The following is a 19,689-nucleotide window of genomic DNA, read 5'->3' on the forward strand; positions in this document are numbered from 1 at the left end:
TGGCATCGTCCGTGACACGCCCACCCCGCGTACCCGTACAGCCAGGGAGCCGCCCCATGACCTCAGCAGCAAACGAAGCCACCCTCTGGCAGCCCGACCCCGAGCGCAGCGCCGCCGCGGCGGTCACCCGCTTCCAGAGCTGGGCGGCCGAGCGGTACGGAGCACCGGCCGAAGGCGGCTATTCGGAGCTGCACCGCTGGTCCGTCGACGAACTGGACACCTTCTGGCAGGCCGTCGCCGACTGGTTCGACATCCGGTTCTCCACCCCGTACGAGACCGTCATCGGCGACCGCACCATGCCCGGCGCCCAGTGGTTCCCCGGCGCCACCCTCAACTACGCGGAACACGCCCTGCGCACGGCCGAGGACCCCCTCCGCGCCGACGCACCGGCCCTCCTCCATGTCGACGAGACCCACACCCAGCTCCCGGTCAGCTGGTCCGAACTCCGCCGTCAGGTCGGCTCCCTCGCCGCCGAACTCCGTGCCCTGGGGGTTCGCCCCGGCGACCGCGTCAGCGGCTACCTCCCCAATATTCCGCAGTCGGTCGTCGCGCTTCTCGCCACCGCGGCCGTCGGCGGTGTCTGGACCTCGTGCGCCCCGGATTTCGGTGCCCGCAGCGTCCTCGACCGGTTCCAGCAGGTCGAACCCGTCGTCCTCTTCACCGTCGACGGCTACCGCTACGGCGGCAAGGAACACGACCGCTCCGAGACGGTCGCCGAACTGCGCCGCGAACTCCCCACCCTGCGCGCCGTCGTCCACATCCCGCTGCTCGGCACCCCCGCCCCCGAAGGCGCCCTCGAATGGTCCGCACTCACCTCCGCGGACACCGAACCCGTCTTCGAGCAGGTCCCCTTCGACCACCCGCTGTGGGTGCTGTACTCCTCCGGCACCACCGGGCTCCCCAAAGCGATCGTCCAGTCCCAGGGCGGCATCCTCATCGAGCACTTCAAGCAGCTCGGACTGCATTGCGACCTCGGGCCCGACGACCGCTTCTTCTGGTACACCTCCACCGGCTGGATGATGTGGAACTTCCTCGTCTCCGGCCTGCTCACAGGCACCACCGTCGTGCTGTACGACGGAAGCCCCGGCTACCCGGACGTCAGCGCCCAGTGGCGCGTCGCCGAACAGACCGGCGCCACCCTCTTCGGCACCTCCGCCGCCTACGTCATGGCGTGCCGCAAGGCCGACATCCACCCGGGCCGCGACTTCGACCTCTCGCGCATCCAGTGCGTGGCCACCACCGGCTCCCCGCTTCCGCCCGACGGCTTCCGCTGGCTCCACGACGAGGTCGCGGACAACCTCTGGATCGCCTCCGTCAGCGGCGGCACGGACGTCTGCAGCTGTTTCGCCGGCGCGGTCCCCACCCTGCCCGTACACATCGGCGAGCTCCAGGCGCCCTGCCTCGGTACGGACCTCCAGTCCTGGGACCCGGCAGGCAAACCGCTCTTCGGCGAGGTCGGCGAACTGGTCGTCACCAACCCGCTGCCCTCGATGCCCATCCACTTCTGGAACGATCCGGACGGCAGCCGCTACCGCGACAGCTACTTCGAGATGTACCCGGGCGTCTGGCGCCACGGCGACTGGATCACCCTCACCGACCACGGCTCGGTCGTCATCCATGGACGCTCCGACTCCACCCTCAACCGGCAGGGGGTACGGATGGGCTCCGCCGACATCTATGAAGCGGTCGAACGCCTCCCCGAGATCCGAGAATCCCTGGTCATCGGCATCGAGGAGCCCGACGGGGGGTACTGGATGCCGCTCTTCGTCCACCTCGCCGACGGTTCCGCCCTCGACGACGGCCTGCGCGACCGGATCAAACAGACCATCCGCGACAACCTCTCGCCGCGCCACGTCCCGGACGAGGTCATCGAGGTACCCGGCATTCCGCACACCCTCACCGGCAAGCGCATCGAGGTTCCGGTCAAGCGCCTCCTCCAGGGAACGGAGCTGGCCAAGGCCGTCAACCCCGGCTCGATCGACAACCTCGAACTGCTCCATTTCTACGAGGACCTGGCCCGCAAGCGCCACTGACAGTCCGCACTGTCAGTGCCCGCGATTACTCTGAGTGAGCAATGTTCGACAGCGCACCGGGGGAGTCATGGCGCACACCGGGAACACCAGGAACACCACGTCCATGCGACGCACGCTGCGCCGCGAAGCACCGAGCACCATCGGCCTCCTGACCGACGAGCGGGACTTCGCGGCCATGCGGCGCTACCGCACCTTCACTTTCGACGACCACACCGTCTATCTGCAGCAGGTCGAGGGCCTGCTGAAAATCCTCGCGGCCCAGGGCATGCACACCACGGTCGCCCTCTTCGACCCCGAGGAATACGCGGAATACTGCGCCGAATCCGGGCTCTCGCCAGATGCCCCGGCCAGCCGCAGCCGTTTCACCGCCGAAGTCGCGGCCACCGGAGCCACCGTCGCCTACACCGGGCAACCCATCGACACCCTGATCCCGCTCCTCGTCTCCCGAGCGGTCCGCCAGGCCACCTGGGAGTACGCCACGGTGCTCCTGGCCGACCTCGGTGAATGTGCCGACTGCGGCCAGGACATCGGCCGCGCCGCCTTCGACCGGGCCTCCCACCTTCTGATGCGCACCCTGGAAACGGCGGGCCCGGGCACCCATCACCTCGTCTGCAGCACCCCCACGGAGAACGAGCAGCTGCTCGCCGTCCTTCACACCGAGCGCGGCGCGACGGGGCCGGCCCGACTCGAATCCGGAGAGGGAGCAGAGTTCGTCACCGTCCTCGCCGTCGGCGTCGCCCTCGAAAGCCACGGCGGACTCGTCCTCCGTACGAGCAACCCCGGGACCCCGGACCGGGTCCACGGCTGGCGACTGACCCGGGGCAACCTCGTACCGCTCACCGCCGGCGAGGTCTTCAGTGCCTACTGCACCGACGCGGACACCGGCGACCCGGTCTCGCCGGAGTCGGGAGTGGAGTACTGCGCCGGCTTCGACATCGGCGCCGACGAACCGGAAGCCCACCACTGAGAGAAGAAAGGGGCTCCCCGCCACCTGTGGCGGGGAGCCCCTTCGCGACCGGCCGCGCGGACCTACTCGCCCGACAGCACCGCTTGAGCCGCGAGCCGCGCCTCATCGGCGGAATCCGAGGCGCGCGCGGCAGCAGCGGCACGCTCGCACTGCGCGAGCGTGTGCTTCGCCAGCGTGGCCCGGACATAAGGAATGGACGCGGCACCCATCGACAGGGAGGTGACACCCAGACCGGTCAGCACACAGGCGAGCAGCGGATCGGCGGCGGCCTCACCACAGACACCGCAGCTCTTGCCCTCGGCCTTGGCCGCATCGGCCGACAGTGCCACGAGGTCCAGCAGCGCGGGCTGCCACGGATCCTGCAGCCGCGACACCGCACCCACCTGACGGTCGGCGGCGAAGGTGTACTGCGCCAGGTCATTGGTGCCCAGCGACAGGAACTCCACCTCCTGCAGGATCGAGCGGGCCCGAAGAGCGGCGGACGGAATCTCCACCATCGCGCCGAACTTCGCCTCCAGCCCGGCCGCCCGGCACGCGTCGGCGAACGCCTTCGCATCCGTACGGTCCGCCACCATCGGCGCCATGACCTCCAGATGGACGGGAAGTCCCTCGGCGGCCTTCGCCAGCGAGGTCAGCTGGCTCCGCAGCACCTCCGGGTGGTCCAGCAGAGTGCGGAGCCCCCGCACACCCAGCGCCGGGTTCGGCTCGTCCGCGGGCGTCAGGAAGTCGAGCGGCTTGTCCGCGCCGGCATCCAGCACCCGCACCACGACACGCCCCTCGGGGAACGCCTCCAGCACCGCCCGGTACGCCGCGACCTGCTTCTCCTCGGACGGCGCCTGCTTGCTGTCGTCCAGGAACAGGAACTCCGTACGGAACAGCCCCACACCCTCGGCGCCGGCCTCGACCGCCGCCGGCACGTCGCCGGGCCCGCCCACATTGGCGAGCAGCGGCACCTTGTGACCGTCGGACGTCGTACCCGGACCGGTCGACGCGGACAGCGCGGCCTTGCGCGCAACCGCAGCGCTCTCCATCTCGGCACGCTTCTCGTCGCTCGGCTCGACGAAGATCTCGCCGGTGCTGCCGTCGACCGCGATCACGGTGCCCTCGGCCAGCTCACCGGCCCCGGGGAGAGCCACTACGGCCGGCACACCGAGCGCCCGCGCGAGAATCGCACTGTGACTCGTCGGTCCGCCCTCCTCGGTGACGAAGCCGAGCACCAGCGTGGGGTCGAGCAGCGCCGTATCGGCAGGCGCCAGATCCCGTGCGATCAGTACATACGGCTCGTCGCTGTCCGGCACACCTGGCATCGGCACACCGAGCAACCGCGCCACGATCCGGTTGCGCACGTCGTCGAGGTCCGCGACCCGTCCCGCCAGGTACTCTCCGGCACCGGCGAGCAGAGCCCGGTAGGCGGCGAAGGCGTCGTACACCGCACGCTCGGCACTGCTCCCGACGGCGATCCGACGGTCCACATCGGCCATCAGCTCGGGGTCCTGAGCCATCAGGGCCTGCGCCTCGAGCACGGCCTGTGCCTCGCCGCCGGCCAGATTGCCACGCGCAATCAGGTCGGCCGCGACAGCGTCCACAGCCTGGCGAGCACGCCCCTGCTCGCGCTCGGCCTCCTCCGCCGGTATCTGTTTGGCCGGCGGCTCCAGCACGGCCGTACCCATGTGCCGAACCTCGCCGATCGCCACACCGTGGCTCACGCCGACGCCTCGCAGCGTTGTCTCCATTTCACCGTCTCCGATTGTGCGGCGATCCCGTGCCACCGCGATGTGTACCGACTGCCTGTTACTGCGCCGAGTGCGTCACTGCCAACCGAACAGCGCCTCGCCGACCTTCACATCCCCGTCCTCACGGACGTCGGAGAGCGACTCGACAGTGGCCTCCAGCGCGACGATCGGGCAGATCGGGGACTTGCCGGCCTCTTCCACCGCGACCGGGTTCCAGCGCACGATGCCCTGACCGCGCGTGACGGTGTCGCCCTTGTTGACGAGCAGCTCGAAGCCCTCGCCATTGAGCTGCACGGTGTCGATGCCCAGGTGGGTCAGCACCCCATGCCCCTGCTCGTCCACGACGACGAACGCGTGCGGGTGCAGGGAGACAATGATTCCGTCCACGGGCGAAACGGCCTCCGACGGCTCGCGCACAGGATCAACGGCAGTTCCGGGCCCCACCATCGCGCCGGAGAAGACCGGGTCGGGTACCGCCGCGAGTCCGATGGCGCGTCCGGCAAGAGGGGACGTCACAGTGGTCATAGGGAGCCTCCCAGGGTGAAGCTTCATTTGGCGCCGCCGCGGCCTGTAGGGGGCGGCGTACTGTTCAGCAGCGTAAGTCATAAGAAGTCCCGGTTCCGCCCGAGTCCTGCGGCTTCACGGACCTAGGGGGCACCGGAAACGATTTGCCTCGACTACCTGCGACCTGTACTGTCGTACTCCTGCCTGGCCCCAACGCGACTTTGAGTCGGGGGTCGGCGGCGACCATCAAGCCCAGACTTTAACCCGGATTCGGCACCTGCATGCCTGCAGGCAGCTGGTCAAGGAAACGGAAAAGGCCTGATAGAGTCGGAATCGCCGGAAAGGGAAAAGCGAAAGCGAAAACCTGAAAGGCGCAGTAATAAATCTTCTGCTTCGCAGGAGGCCCGCTTCGACCGGGAATCGGACACGAAAGAGTCTGATAGAGTCGGAAACGCAAGACCGAAGGGAAAGCCCGGAGGAAAGCCCGAGAGGGTGAGTACAAAGGAAGCGTCCGTTCCTTGAGAACTCAACAGCGTGCCAAAAGTCAACGCCAGATATGTTGATACCCCGGCCTGCTTCGGCAGGTTCGAGGTTCCTTTGAAAGTCCTGCCGGGCCTCACGGTTCCGGTAGGCAATTACACAGCGAGGACGCTGTGAACGATCGGTCCTATTCCGACCGGTCGTTCCGCTCTCGTGTGTGTCATCCCGATCACGGGAGAACATTCACGGAGAGTTTGATCCTGGCTCAGGACGAACGCTGGCGGCGTGCTTAACACATGCAAGTCGAACGATGAAGCCCTTCGGGGTGGATTAGTGGCGAACGGGTGAGTAACACGTGGGCAATCTGCCCTTCACTCTGGGACAAGCCCTGGAAACGGGGTCTAATACCGGATAACACTCTGTCCCGCATGGGACGGGGTTAAAAGCTCCGGCGGTGAAGGATGAGCCCGCGGCCTATCAGCTTGTTGGTGGGGTGATGGCCTACCAAGGCGACGACGGGTAGCCGGCCTGAGAGGGCGACCGGCCACACTGGGACTGAGACACGGCCCAGACTCCTACGGGAGGCAGCAGTGGGGAATATTGCACAATGGGCGAAAGCCTGATGCAGCGACGCCGCGTGAGGGATGACGGCCTTCGGGTTGTAAACCTCTTTCAGCAGGGAAGAAGCGAAAGTGACGGTACCTGCAGAAGAAGCGCCGGCTAACTACGTGCCAGCAGCCGCGGTAATACGTAGGGCGCAAGCGTTGTCCGGAATTATTGGGCGTAAAGAGCTCGTAGGCGGCTTGTTGCGTCGGTTGTGAAAGCCCGGGGCTTAACCCCGGGTCTGCAGTCGATACGGGCAGGCTAGAGTGTGGTAGGGGAGATCGGAATTCCTGGTGTAGCGGTGAAATGCGCAGATATCAGGAGGAACACCGGTGGCGAAGGCGGATCTCTGGGCCATTACTGACGCTGAGGAGCGAAAGCGTGGGGAGCGAACAGGATTAGATACCCTGGTAGTCCACGCCGTAAACGTTGGGAACTAGGTGTTGGCGACATTCCACGTCGTCGGTGCCGCAGCTAACGCATTAAGTTCCCCGCCTGGGGAGTACGGCCGCAAGGCTAAAACTCAAAGGAATTGACGGGGGCCCGCACAAGCAGCGGAGCATGTGGCTTAATTCGACGCAACGCGAAGAACCTTACCAAGGCTTGACATATACCGGAAAGCATCAGAGATGGTGCCCCCCTTGTGGTCGGTATACAGGTGGTGCATGGCTGTCGTCAGCTCGTGTCGTGAGATGTTGGGTTAAGTCCCGCAACGAGCGCAACCCTTGTTCTGTGTTGCCAGCATGCCCTTCGGGGTGATGGGGACTCACAGGAGACTGCCGGGGTCAACTCGGAGGAAGGTGGGGACGACGTCAAGTCATCATGCCCCTTATGTCTTGGGCTGCACACGTGCTACAATGGCCGGTACAATGAGCTGCGATGCCGCGAGGCGGAGCGAATCTCAAAAAGCCGGTCTCAGTTCGGATTGGGGTCTGCAACTCGACCCCATGAAGTCGGAGTTGCTAGTAATCGCAGATCAGCATTGCTGCGGTGAATACGTTCCCGGGCCTTGTACACACCGCCCGTCACGTCACGAAAGTCGGTAACACCCGAAGCCGGTGGCCCAACCCCTTGTGGGAGGGAGCTGTCGAAGGTGGGACTGGCGATTGGGACGAAGTCGTAACAAGGTAGCCGTACCGGAAGGTGCGGCTGGATCACCTCCTTTCTAAGGAGCATCTAGATTCCGCAAGGAATCCAGAGCCACTACGTCGGCAAATGTTCGACGGTGGTCAGCTCATGGGTGGAACGTTGACTATTCGGCACGACAGGTTGTTTTTCACTAGTACTGCTTCGGCGTGGAACGTGGGAAGGGATCGGTTGTGTCGGGCACGTTGTTGGGTGTCTGAGGGTACGGCCGTATGGTCGCCTTCAGTTGCCGGCCCCAGTGAACTCGCCCTTTTCGGGTGGGGTGATGGGTGGCTGGTCGTTGTTTGAGAACTGCACAGTGGACGCGAGCATCTGTGGCCAAGTTTTTAAGGGCGCACGGTGGATGCCTTGGCACCAGGAACCGATGAAGGACGTGGGAGGCCACGATAGGCCCCGGGGAGCTGTCAACCGAGCTTTGATCCGGGGGTGTCCGAATGGGGAAACCCGGCAGTCGTCATGGGCTGTCACCCGCTGCTGAACACATAGGCAGTGTGGAGGGAACGAGGGGAAGTGAAACATCTCAGTACCCTCAGGAAGAGAAAACAACCGTGATTCCGGGAGTAGTGGCGAGCGAAACTGGATGAGGCCAAACCGTATGCGTGTGATACCCGGCAGGGGTTGCGCATGCGGGGTTGTGGGATCTCTTTTTCACGGTCTGCCGGCTGTGAGACGAGTCAGAAACCGTTGATGTAGGCGAAGGACATGCGAAAGGTCCGGCGTAGAGGGTAAGACCCCCGTAGCTGAAACATTGACGGCTCGTTTAAGAGACACCCAAGTAGCACGGGGCCCGAGAAATCCCGTGTGAATCTGGCGGGACCACCCGCTAAGCCTAAATATTCCCTGGTGACCGATAGCGGATAGTACCGTGAGGGAATGGTGAAAAGTACCGCGGGAGCGGAGTGAAATAGTACCTGAAACCGTGTGCCTACAAGCCGTGGGAGCGTCGCTGTTGTTCTTCGGAGCAATAGTCGTGACTGCGTGCCTTTTGAAGAATGAGCCTGCGAGTTTGCGGTGTGTTGCGAGGTTAACCCGTGTGGGGAAGCCGTAGCGAAAGCGAGTCCGAACAGGGCGTTTCAGTAGCACGCTCAAGACCCGAAGCGGAGTGATCTAGCCATGGGCAGGTTGAAGCGGAGGTAAGACTTCGTGGAGGACCGAACCCACCAGGGTTGAAAACCTGGGGGATGACCTGTGGTTAGGGGTGAAAGGCCAATCAAACTCCGTGATAGCTGGTTCTCCCCGAAATGCATTTAGGTGCAGCGTCGTGTGTTTCTTGCCGGAGGTAGAGCACTGGATAGGCGATGGGCCCTACCGGGTTACTGACCTTAGCCAAACTCCGAATGCCGGTAAGTGAGAGCACGGCAGTGAGACTGTGGGGGATAAGCTCCATGGTCGAGAGGGAAACAGCCCAGAGCATCGACTAAGGCCCCTAAGCGTACGCTAAGTGGGAAAGGATGTGGAGTCGCAGAGACAACCAGGAGGTTGGCTTAGAAGCAGCCACCCTTGAAAGAGTGCGTAATAGCTCACTGGTCAAGTGATTCCGCGCCGACAATGTAGCGGGGCTCAAGCGTACCGCCGAAGTCGTGTCATTCGTACATGTATCCCCAACGGGAGTACGGATGGGTAGGGGAGCGTCGTGTGCCGGGTGAAGCAGCCGCGGAAGCGAGTTGTGGACGGTTCACGAGTGAGAATGCAGGCATGAGTAGCGATACACACGTGAGAAACGTGTGCGCCGATTGACTAAGGGTTCCTGGGTCAAGCTGATCTGCCCAGGGTAAGTCGGGACCTAAGGCGAGGCCGACAGGCGTAGTCGATGGACAACCGGTTGATATTCCGGTACCCGCTTTGAAACGCCCAATACTGAATCAGGCGATGCTAAGTCCGTGAAGCCGGCCCGATCTCTTCGGAGTTGAGGGTAGTGGTGGAGCCGACGAACCAGACTTGTACTAGGTAAGCGATGGGGTGACGCAGGAAGGTAGTCCAGCCCGGGCGGTGGTAGTCCCGGGGTAAGGGTGTAGGGCGTGTGATAGGCAAATCCGTCACACATGAGCCTGAGACCTGATGCCGAGCCGATTGTGGTGAAGTGGATGATCCTATGCTGTCGAGAAAAGCCTCTAGCGAGTTTCATGGCGGCCCGTACCCTAAACCGACTCAGGTGGTCAGGTAGAGAATACCGAGGCGTTCGGGTGAACTATGGTTAAGGAACTCGGCAAAATGCCCCCGTAACTTCGGGAGAAGGGGGGCCATCACTGGTGATCCGATTTACTCGGTGAGCTGGGGGTGGCCGCAGAGACCAGCGAGAAGCGACTGTTTACTAAAAACACAGGTCCGTGCGAAGCCGTAAGGCGATGTATACGGACTGACGCCTGCCCGGTGCTGGAACGTTAAGGGGACCGGTTAGCTGACTTTCGGGTCGGCGAAGCTGAGAACTTAAGCGCCAGTAAACGGCGGTGGTAACTATAACCATCCTAAGGTAGCGAAATTCCTTGTCGGGTAAGTTCCGACCTGCACGAATGGCGTAACGACTTCTCGACTGTCTCAACCATAGGCCCGGTGAAATTGCACTACGAGTAAAGATGCTCGTTTCGCGCAGCAGGACGGAAAGACCCCGGGACCTTTACTACAGTTTGATATTGGTGTTCGGTTCGGCTTGTGTAGGATAGGTGGGAGACTTTGAAGCAGCCACGCCAGTGGTTGTGGAGTCGCCGTTGAAATACCACTCTGGTCGTGCTGGATGTCTAACCTGGGTCCGTGATCCGGATCAGGGACAGTGTCTGATGGGTAGTTTAACTGGGGCGGTTGCCTCCTAAAGAGTAACGGAGGCGCCCAAAGGTTCCCTCAGCCTGGTTGGCAATCAGGTGTTGAGTGTAAGTGCACAAGGGAGCTTGACTGTGAGACCGACGGGTCGAGCAGGGACGAAAGTCGGGACTAGTGATCCGGCAGTGGCTTGTGGAAGCGCTGTCGCTCAACGGATAAAAGGTACCCCGGGGATAACAGGCTGATCTTCCCCAAGAGTCCATATCGACGGGATGGTTTGGCACCTCGATGTCGGCTCGTCGCATCCTGGGGCTGGAGTCGGTCCCAAGGGTTGGGCTGTTCGCCCATTAAAGCGGTACGCGAGCTGGGTTTAGAACGTCGTGAGACAGTTCGGTCCCTATCCGCTGCGCGCGTAGGAATATTGAGAAGGGCTGTCCCTAGTACGAGAGGACCGGGACGGACGAACCTCTGGTGTGCCAGTTGTCCTGCCAAGGGCATGGCTGGTTGGCTACGTTCGGAAAGGATAACCGCTGAAAGCATCTAAGCGGGAAGCCTGCTTCGAGATGAGTATTCCCACCCCCTTTGAGGGGTTAAGGCTCCCAGTAGACGACTGGGTTGATAGGCCAGATGTGGAAGCCCGGCAACGGGTGGAGCTGACTGGTACTAATAGGCCGAGGGCTTGTCCTCAGTTGCTCGCGTCCACTGTGTTAGTTCTGAAATAACGAACGGCCGTGTTGTTGCCCGGTGTTGGTTAATTTCATAGTGTTTCGGTGGTCATTGCGTTAGGGAAACGCCCGGTTACATTCCGAACCCGGAAGCTAAGCCTTTCAGCGCCGATGGTACTGCAGGGGGGACCCTGTGGGAGAGTAGGACGCCGCCGAACAATTATTCCGGGAAAGCCCCGCACCTCTGGTGCGGGGCTTTTCTGCGTTCACGGGGCCCCTTTGTCACCCCCGTGCATGTGCCGGCGAAGGCTGAGGGTAGGGTCAGGGGGCATCATTGGCACGTTCACAGGAGGCCCCCGGGTGGAGGTCCAGGAGACTCGGGTTCAGACGGACCGGGTCCTCACCATCCCCAACATCCTCAGCATGGCGCGCCTTGTCGGGGTACCGCTCTTCCTGTGGCTGATTCTTCGCCCGGAGTTCGGCGGACCCAAGAGCGATGGCTGGGCGCTGCTCGTGCTGATGCTCAGCGGCATCAGCGACTACCTCGACGGTAAACTCGCCCGCCGATGGAACCAGATCAGCAGCCTCGGGCGGCTCCTGGACCCGGCCGCTGATCGCCTCTACATCCTTTCGACCCTTGTCGGACTGACCTGGCGGGAGATCCTTCCACTCTGGCTCACGGCGGCACTCCTGGCCCGTGAACTGATGCTTCTCGTGATGGTCGGAATCCTGCGACGCCACGGCTATCCACCACCCCAGGTGAACTTCCTGGGGAAGGCGGCTACGTTCAACCTGATGTACGCCTTCCCCTTGTTGCTGCTCAGCGACTCAAGTGGTTGGCTTGGATCGCTCGCCGCTGTTTTCGGATGGGCGTTCGCAGGATGGGGTACAACGCTCTATTGGTGGGCAGGGATCCTCTACGTGGTTCAGGTCCGCCGACTCGTCAAGGCGGATGCAGTAGCCGATTGAGCTCGTTTGATGCGGTGCCGCGCAGTGTGGCCGGTCCGCGGCTGAACTCTGAGATGTTGCCCTGACGGGCGAAGTCGGCTAAACCGTCGTCTCTTCAAGGAGGACGTTTCCGACATGAAGGCCGTCGTGATGGCTGGTGGTGAAGGCACACGCCTTCGCCCCATGACTTCCAGCATGCCCAAGCCGCTCCTGCCCGTCGCCAATCGGCCGATCATGGAGCATGTGCTGAGGCTGCTGAAACGGCATGGGCTCAATGAGACCGTCGTGACCGTCCAGTTTCTCGCCTCCCTCGTCAAGAACTACTTCGGCGATGGCGAAGAGCTCGGAATGGAGCTCACCTATGCCAACGAGGAGAAACCTCTCGGGACAGCCGGCAGCGTAAAGAACGCCGAGGAAGCGCTCAAGGACGATACCTTCCTCGTCATTTCCGGTGATGCGCTCACGGACTTCGACCTCACCGACCTCATCGCCTTCCACAAGGAAAAGGGCGGACTGGTCACCGTGTGCCTGACCCGAGTTCCGAATCCATTGGAATTCGGAATCACGATTGTCGACGAGGCGGGCCAGGTCGAGCGATTCCTGGAGAAGCCCACCTGGGGCCAGGTCTTCTCGGACACCGTCAACACGGGCATCTATGTCATGGAACCCGAGGTCTTCGACTATGTCCAAGCCGACGTCTCGGTGGACTGGTCCGGTGATGTCTTCCCGCAGCTCATGAAGGAAGGCAAGCCCATCTACGGCTATGTCGCCGAAGGCTACTGGGAGGACGTGGGCACGCATGAAAGCTATGTGAAGGCCCAGGCCGACGTCCTGGAGCGCAAGGTCGACGTCGAGATCGACGGCTTCGAGATCTCGCCCGGTGTATGGGTTGCGGAAGGCGCCGACGTCCATCCTGACGCAGTGCTCCGCGGACCCGTCTACATCGGGGACTACGCGAAGATCGAGGCCGGTGTCGAGATCCGCGAGCACACGGTCGTCGGTTCGAACGTTGTCGTCAAGACCGGGGCGTTCCTGCACAGGGCCGTGATCCACGACAACGTCTACATCGGTCAGCACTGCAATCTGCGCGGCTGCGTGATCGGTAAGAACACCGACATCATGCGGGCTGCCCGCATCGAGGACGGTGCGGTCATCGGGGACGAGTGCCTGGTCGGTGAGGAATCGATCATTCAGGGCAATGTCCGGGTCTACCCGTTCAAGACCATCGAGGCCGGCGCCTTCGTCAACACCTCGGTGATCTGGGAGTCGCGGGGCCAGGCACATCTCTTCGGCGCCCGAGGTGTCTCAGGAATCCTGAACGTGGAGATCACGCCGGAGCTCGCCGTCCGGCTCGCCGGTGCGTACGCCACCACCCTCAAGAAGGGTTCGACCGTCACCACCGCCCGTGACCACTCCCGTGGCGCCCGTGCGCTGAAGAGGGCCGTGATCTCGGCGTTGCAGGCCAGCGCCATCGACGTACGGGACCTGGAGAACGTGCCGCTTCCGGTCGCGCGTCAGCAGACCGCTCGAGGCAGCGCGGGCGGGATCATGATCCGTACGTCGCCGGGGGTGCCTGATTCGGTGGACATCATGTTCATCGACGAGCGGGGGGCAGACCTCTCCCAGGCGGGGCAGCGGAAGCTGGACCGGGTCTACGCCCGCCAGGAGTACCGCCGGGCCTTCCCGGGCGAGATCGGGGATCTGCACTTTCCGTCCAGCGTCTTCGACTCCTACACCGGGGCACTGCTGCGCAATGTGGACACCACAGGGATCTCTGCTGCCGGTCTCAAGGTTGTCGTCGATGCGTCCAACGGCAGCGCCGGGCTTGTTCTGCCTAGTCTGCTCGGGCGGCTCGGCGTGGACGCGCTGACCATCAACCCCGGGCTCGACGAATCACGGCCCACGGAGTCCGCCGACACCCGGCGCTCCGGGCTCGTGCGGCTCGGGGAGATCGTGTCCTCGGCACGGGCCGCGTTCGGAGTGCGCTTCGACCCGGTCGGGGAGCGGCTCTCCCTGGTCGACGAGCGGGGCCGGATCGTTGAGGACGATCGAGCCCTTCTGGTCCTGCTCGATCTGGTGGCCGCGGAGCGGCGCAGCGGCCGGGTGGCGTTGCCGGTGACCACGACGCGGGTCGCCGAGCAGGTCGCCGCCTACCACGGCACACAGGTGGAATGGACGACGACGTCGCCGGACGACCTGACGCGCGTGGGACGCGAGGAAGGCACCATCTTCGGCGGCGACGGGCGGGGCGGTTTCATCGTTCCCGAATTCAGCAGCGTCTTCGACGGTTCGGCAGCCTTCGTGCGGCTTCTCGGGCTCGTTGCGCGGACGCAGCTCACGCTCAGCCAGATCGATGCCCGGATTCCCCTGGCGCACGTGTTGCGCCGCGACCTGGCCACGCCCTGGGCCGTCAAGGGACTGGTCATGCGTCGCGTGGTGGAAGCCGCCGGGGACCGTGACGTCGACACCACCGACGGCGTGCGGGTCGTCGAGGCGGACGGGCGCTGGGTGATGGTGCTTCCCGACCCGGCCGAGGCCGTCACCCATCTGTGGGCGGAGGGCCCCGACGACGCCTCGGCCCAGGAACTGCTCGACGAATGGTCGGCGATCGTGGACAGCGCAGGTCAGTGACCTGCCGCCGGTGCGCCGGGAGGTGTCGTGCAGACGCCTCCCGGCGCACGGGTGGGGCCATTCGGCGGTAGCAGTCGCGGCGTGCGACGATGTGCGGCATGTCGCAGCAGCCCCCCGATCGGAGTACCGCCTCGCCGCCCGCGCGCCCTGACGCGTCCATGTCGCTGCTGACCAATGTGATGGACCACAGCCTGGACGACGGCTACGCCGAGGCCACGGCCAAGCGCAAGGCCGACGGGGGTGCGGCCATGCCCCGCACACTGAAGGCGAAACTGGGCCTCGCGGCGGGCCTCGTGCTGGCTGCTCTCGTCGTCACCCTGGGCGCCGCGGAGGCGCGTGTATCGGCGCCGGTCCTCGCCAAGGAGCGCGAGGAGCTCATCGAACGTATCGACAAGGAGACGTCGGCGGCCGACAAGCTCGAGTCCCAGGTCGACAAAGCCCGTGACGACGTGGGCGAGCGGCAACGTAAAGCGTTGGAAAAGCATGGCGGGGACCAGGGGCAGCTCGTGGCGTTGCTCGCCGGGGCGACCGCCGTCAAGGGGCCCGGTGTGAAACTCGTCGTCGACGATGCCAAGGACACCGACCAGGGCGGCGGCGGACCGCGTGAGACCAGCGGTTTCACCGACACGGGGCGGGTGCGCGACCGGGACATGCAACGGGTCGTCAACGGCCTCTGGCAGTCCGGCGCGGAGGCCATCTCCATCAACGGGCAGCGGCTGACGGCCCTGTCGGCGATCCGCGCCGCGGGCGACGCCATACTGGTCGACAACAAACCGCTCGTGCCGCCGTACACGGTGCTTGCGGTGGGGGACGGGAAGCGGCTCAGCACCGCTTTCGAGGACAGTGCCGACGGCCAGTACCTGAGGGCGCTGAAGGACACCTTCGACATCCGGACCAGCATGTCCGTCCAGGACGAGGTGCGCCTCCCGGCTGCGCCCAGCCTCATCGTACGAACAGCAGAGCCGAAGGCCGCAGACACCGGCAGTGGTGCGGCAGACACAGGGAAGGGCACATCGTGATCGCCGTACTGGGCCTCGTCGTGGGAGTCGTGGTCGGACTGTTGGTCCGGCCCGAGGTACCGGCGGTGGTCGAGCCCTATCTCCCGATCGCTGTCGTGGCTGCTCTCGATGCAGTCTTCGGCGGTCTGCGGGCCATGCTCGACGGCATCTTCGTCGACAAGGTCTTCGTGGTGTCGTTCCTCTCGAACGTCGTCGTCGCCGCACTGATTGTGTTCCTGGGCGACAAACTGGGTGTCGGAGCGCAGCTCTCCACCGGTGTGGTCGTCGTCTTCGGTATCCGCATCTTCTCCAACGCCGCGGCTATCCGCCGGCACGTCTTCCGGGCCTGAGGCCGATGAGCAACGAAGAGCTTCCCCGTGACCAGGAGCGCACCGGCGAGCGGCAGGCCGACATGCCCGAGCAGCTCACGGGGCGCCAGCGGCTGATCGCCGGGCTGTGGCCGCCCCGGGTCACCCGCGCGCAACTCATCGTGGCGCTGCTGCTGTTCGTCCTGGGGCTGGGTCTGGCGATCCAGGTGCGGTCGAACAGTGACAACAGCTCACTGCGCGGTGCCCGCCAGGAGGATCTGGTCCGCATTCTCGATGAACTCGATGACCGTACGCAGCGTCTTGAGGATGAGAAGCAGCGTCTGGACGATCAGCGTACGGAGCTGGAGAACAGCTCGGACCAGGCGGAGGAGGCCCGTAAGCAGACCGTGGAGAAGGAACGGCAACTCGGTGTCCTCGCGGGCACCGTGGCGGCACACGGGCCCGGGATCACGCTCACGATCAACGATCCGGGGGACGCGGTGCAGGCGGACATGCTGCTCGACGCCCTCCAGGAGCTGCGAGCGGCCGGGGCGGAGGCGATCGAGGTCAACGGGGTGAGGGTGGTGGCCAATACGTACTTCTCCGGCGACGGTGGCGCCATCAAGGTCGACGACCGGTCCATCTCCGCGCCGTACGTCTTCAAGGTGATCGGCAAACCGCAGGATCTGGAGCCGGCGCTGAACATCCCCGGTGGTGTCGTGCAGACGCTGGAGAAGGAGCAGGCGACCGTGCATGTGGCGCAGGCCGACGACATCGTCGTGGACGCCTTGCGACCTGCGGAGCAGCCTGACTACGCTCGGTCGTCATCCCAGTGAGGGCGCAGGACACGGGGCTCGAAGGACACGGGCAAGTGGTTGCGGGGGGTCGCCGCATCGTAATGGTGGCGTGTGGTGGAAACTGTCGAGTGGATACGGACGTTGTGAAGATGTCCGGGTCGGCAGGTGTGTTCAGTCAGGGTTCGTCCTGCCCCACGGGCGGGTCTGTTTCGGTCAAGGGGAATCGCCCGTGAAGTTGTTTGCGAAGTTGTTCGGCAAGAGCGCCCGCGATGACGCGGCCCGTCATCGCGCACCGCGCCATGGCCAGGCCGAGGAGCAGGGCACTGATCGCCCGCTCTTCCGTGACGAGGTGTCGGGTCCGGGCGGTGACATTTCGGGTGAAACCGGCGCGTCGTCTGTTGACCCTGCCGGTCCGGGCCGCATAGGTTTCGGGGATCCATCAACCTCAAGTACGGGTGGAGGGTTTGGGTCCATGCCGGTCTGTACGAGGTGCGGCCATCGCAACGCCGAGGCCAGTCGTTTCTGTTCCAACTGTGGTGCGCCGCTGCGTGGAGGCGCGTCTGCGGAGCGTCCTTCGGAGACGACGTCGACCATCTCCATCTCCGGTCTTGAGGCGTACGAGGCGGAGGCGACGGGCCAGACGTCCGTGCCCTACCTCTCACCGGAGGCCCAGGCCGCCGTCGACGCCCTGCCGCTCGGCTCGGCGCTCCTGGTGGTGCGCCGCGGTCCGAACTCCGGCAGCCGCTTCCTGCTGGACAGCGAGCTGACCACGGCCGGCCGCCACCCGCAGAGCGACATCTTCCTCGATGACGTGACGGTCTCCCGCCGTCACGTGGAGTTCCGCCGGAACTCCGACGGCAGCTTCACGGTCGGGGATGTCGGCAGCCTCAACGGCACGTACGTCAATCGTGAGCGCATCGACTCCGTCGCGCTGTCCAACGGCGACGAAGTGCAGATCGGGAAGTACCGGCTGGTCTTCTACGCAAGCCAGCGGGGCATCTGACCCGTCAGGGAAGGTCCATGCTGAGAACACCGACGGGCGGTGCCGGTCACGGCACCGCCACCGCCGACGACCGGGCCATGAGCATCGGCACGGTGCTCCTGCAGCTGCGGGACGAATTTCCCGAAGTCACCATCTCCAAGATTCGCTTCCTGGAGGCCGAGGGGCTCGTCGAGCCGCAGCGGACCCCCTCCGGCTACCGCAAATTCCGCCCCGAAGACGTTGAGCGGCTGGCGCAGGTGCTGCGGATGCAGCGGGACCACTATCTTCCGCTCAAGGTCATCCGCGAGCACCTGGACGCCCTGGCCCGCGGCGAGCAGGTGTCCCTGCCGGCCGCGGGCGGTCCGCGGGACCTGACCGACGGTTCCTGGGACGGCGAGTCCTGGCGGGCCACCGCGGCCCGGATCGGGCGTGCGGAGCTCCTGGCCGCCGCCGAGGTCACCGAGAGCGAGCTCGAGGAGTGGGAGGCGTACGGGCTGATCGCTCCGACGACGGAGGGTGGCTACGACGCCGAGACGGTGACCGTTGCCAAACTTGTGGCGGATCTGGGTCGATTCGGTCTGGAACCGCGTCATCTGCGGGCGATGCGCGGGGCTGCGGAACGCGAGGCCGGTCTGATCGAGCAGGTGGTCGCGCCCTTGCGCCGACATCGGAATCCGCAGACCAGAGCCCATGCGGAGGCCAAGGCGAAGGAGCTCGCGGAGCTCTCCGTACGGCTTCATTCGGCCCTTGTGCAGACCGCTCTGCGGATCCGGCTCCACTGAGTCGCGTGGGAGCCCGACTACCCAAACCTGCCGAGCACGTCCTAGGGTTGCTGTGTGAACGAGCTCGACGTTGTGGGTGTCCGGGTGGAAATGCCCTCCAACCAACCGATCGTTCTCCTGCGTGAAGTGGGAGGCGACCGGTACCTCCCCATTTGGATCGGTCCTGGTGAGGCGACCGCGATCGCCTTTGCCCAGCAGGGCATGGCTCCGGCCAGGCCACTGACCCATGATCTCTTCAAGGATGTGCTCGAGGCCCTGGGCCAGGAACTCACCGAGGTCCGCATCACGGACCTCAGGGAAGGGGTCTTCTACGCGGAGCTGGTCTTCGCCGGCGGGGTCGAGGTGAGCGCGCGGCCGTCCGACGCCATAGCGCTCGCGCTGCGCACCGGCACGCCGATCTACGGCAGTGACGGGGTGCTCGACGACGCGGGGATCTCCATCCCCGACGAGCAGGAGGACGAGGTCGAGAAGTTCCGGGAGTTCCTCGACCAGATCTCGCCGGAGGACTTCGGTACCAACAGTCAGTGACCGTCCAGCAGGGTCGCCGTCAGCGCATTCGACAAGCCTTTCCCGGGAACGGGACACGGCAAACCACCCTCAGGGTGATTATCACTCGGCGTGCCGAGTGTGGCGATCGTTGACGCACCCCGAGCGACTGCCTACCTTCGAGATGGCAGGTCAAGGACGGAGGTCGGCGTGAGAAGCAGCGGCGACGGTACGGCAGCGGGTGGGCCCTACCGGCAGCACGGAAGTACAGCCGACCACACCATCAGGCAACCGGTTCAACCGGCGGCGATGGCGGGGGACGGGGCGGCAGCGGTCGGCGACATCGGCTATCGCGGGCCGACGGCGTGCGCGGCGGCGGGGATCACCTATCGGCAGCTCGACTACTGGGCGCGCACCGGGCTCGTCGAGCCGAGCGTGCGGCCGGCCTACGGATCGGGCACGCAGCGCCTCTACAGCTTCAGGGACGTTGTCCTGCTGAAGATCGTGAAGCGCTTCCTCGACACGGGCGTCGCCCTGCAGAACATCCGCACCACGGTCCAGCATCTGCGGGCCCGGGGGTTCCAGGATCTTGAGCGGATGACGCTCATGAGCGACGGCGCGACCGTCTACGAGTGCTCCTCGCCCGACGAGGTCGTGGATCTGCTCCAGGGGGGCCAAGGGGTCTTCGGCATCGCCGTCGGCGTGGTCTGGAGGGATGTCGACGCCGCCCTGTCGCAGTTGCACGGCGAGCGAGTGGACACGGGCGAGACGCTGATCGGCCACAACCCCACCGACGAGCTCGCGCGGCGGCGCAACCGCGCCGTCTGACGGGCCGCGGAGCGGGGCGCGGCGATTGTCAGTGCCGTAGGGCA

Annotated in this window: 13 protein-coding genes and 3 rRNA genes; 14 read left to right on the top strand and 2 right to left on the bottom strand. The window is 64.8% G+C overall.

From position 1 onward, the window contains the following. Nucleotides 1-56: 56 nt before the first annotated feature. A complete protein-coding gene (locus OG395_RS41520) occupies nucleotides 57-2,033 on the top strand; it encodes an acetoacetate--CoA ligase (protein ID WP_327247511.1) in 1,977 nt (658 codons plus the stop codon). 67 nt (nucleotides 2,034-2,100) lie between these two features. Further along, complete coding sequence (locus OG395_RS41525; protein WP_327247512.1) at nucleotides 2,101-3,000, top strand: hypothetical protein; 900 nt, start codon at nucleotides 2,101-2,103, stop codon at nucleotides 2,998-3,000. Between the two features lie 62 nt (nucleotides 3,001-3,062). Here OG395_RS41525 and ptsP read toward each other — a convergent pair whose 3' ends face one another. Together ptsP and OG395_RS41535 are read right to left on the bottom strand one after the other, a co-directional pair. Beyond that, nucleotides 3,063-4,733, bottom strand: a complete 1,671-nt coding sequence (gene ptsP / locus OG395_RS41530; protein WP_327247513.1) for a phosphoenolpyruvate--protein phosphotransferase — start codon at nucleotides 4,731-4,733, stop codon at nucleotides 3,063-3,065. 75 nt (nucleotides 4,734-4,808) lie between these two features. Then, a complete protein-coding gene (locus OG395_RS41535) occupies nucleotides 4,809-5,258 on the bottom strand; it encodes a PTS sugar transporter subunit IIA (protein ID WP_327247514.1) in 450 nt (149 codons plus the stop codon). Nucleotides 5,259-5,959: 701 nt separating this feature from the next. On the opposite strand from OG395_RS41535, the gene OG395_RS41540 reads away from it, so the two are divergent. The 12 genes from OG395_RS41540 to OG395_RS41595 all read left to right on the top strand — a co-directional run bounded on the left by OG395_RS41540 (nucleotide 5,960) and on the right by OG395_RS41595 (nucleotide 19,645). After that, nucleotides 5,960-7,485, top strand: a 16S ribosomal RNA gene (locus tag OG395_RS41540). 297 nt (nucleotides 7,486-7,782) lie between these two features. Further along, nucleotides 7,783-10,907 (top strand): 23S ribosomal RNA (locus OG395_RS41545). A gap of 79 nt (nucleotides 10,908-10,986) precedes the next feature. Then, nucleotides 10,987-11,103: ribosomal RNA gene (gene rrf / locus OG395_RS41550) — 5S ribosomal RNA — on the top strand. Together the 16S, 23S and 5S rRNA genes form the textbook arrangement of a ribosomal RNA operon. Nucleotides 11,104-11,245: 142 nt before the next feature. Continuing rightward, nucleotides 11,246-11,854: a CDP-alcohol phosphatidyltransferase family protein gene (locus tag OG395_RS41555; protein ID WP_327247515.1), complete on the top strand. Its 609-nt coding sequence runs from the start codon at nucleotides 11,246-11,248 to the stop codon at nucleotides 11,852-11,854. Between the two features lie 114 nt (nucleotides 11,855-11,968). Further along, nucleotides 11,969-14,464 carry a mannose-1-phosphate guanyltransferase gene (locus OG395_RS41560; protein WP_327247516.1) on the top strand — a complete coding sequence of 832 codons (2,496 nt, stop codon included), beginning with the start codon at nucleotides 11,969-11,971 and terminating at the stop codon, nucleotides 14,462-14,464. 98 nt (nucleotides 14,465-14,562) lie between these two features. After that, nucleotides 14,563-15,483, top strand: coding sequence for a DUF881 domain-containing protein (locus OG395_RS41565; RefSeq protein ID WP_327247517.1), 921 nt, complete (start codon nucleotides 14,563-14,565; stop codon nucleotides 15,481-15,483). Further along, nucleotides 15,480-15,812: a small basic family protein gene (locus OG395_RS41570; RefSeq protein ID WP_023543062.1), complete on the top strand. Its 333-nt coding sequence runs from the start codon at nucleotides 15,480-15,482 to the stop codon at nucleotides 15,810-15,812. The genes OG395_RS41565 and OG395_RS41570 overlap by 4 nt, the downstream gene beginning before the upstream one ends. A gap of 5 nt (nucleotides 15,813-15,817) precedes the next feature. Continuing rightward, a complete protein-coding gene (locus OG395_RS41575) occupies nucleotides 15,818-16,606 on the top strand; it encodes a DUF881 domain-containing protein (RefSeq protein WP_327247518.1) in 789 nt (262 codons plus the stop codon). A 190-nt stretch (nucleotides 16,607-16,796) separates the two neighbouring features. After that, nucleotides 16,797-17,570, top strand: a complete 774-nt coding sequence (locus OG395_RS41580; RefSeq protein ID WP_327247519.1) for an FHA domain-containing protein — start codon at nucleotides 16,797-16,799, stop codon at nucleotides 17,568-17,570. 17 nt (nucleotides 17,571-17,587) lie between these two features. Next, on the top strand, nucleotides 17,588-18,331 hold the full coding sequence (gene ftsR / locus OG395_RS41585) for a transcriptional regulator FtsR (protein WP_327247520.1): 744 nt from the start codon (nucleotides 17,588-17,590) through the stop codon (nucleotides 18,329-18,331). A gap of 54 nt (nucleotides 18,332-18,385) precedes the next feature. Next, complete coding sequence (locus tag OG395_RS41590; protein WP_037690563.1) at nucleotides 18,386-18,859, top strand: bifunctional nuclease family protein; 474 nt, start codon at nucleotides 18,386-18,388, stop codon at nucleotides 18,857-18,859. 168 nt (nucleotides 18,860-19,027) lie between these two features. Further along, nucleotides 19,028-19,645: a MerR family transcriptional regulator gene (locus tag OG395_RS41595; RefSeq protein WP_327247521.1), complete on the top strand. Its 618-nt coding sequence runs from the start codon at nucleotides 19,028-19,030 to the stop codon at nucleotides 19,643-19,645. Nucleotides 19,646-19,689 lie beyond the last annotated feature (44 nt).

The sequence above is a fragment of the Streptomyces sp. NBC_01320 genome, assembly GCF_035974375.1.
Taxonomy (GTDB): domain Bacteria; phylum Actinomycetota; class Actinomycetes; order Streptomycetales; family Streptomycetaceae; genus Streptomyces; species Streptomyces yanii.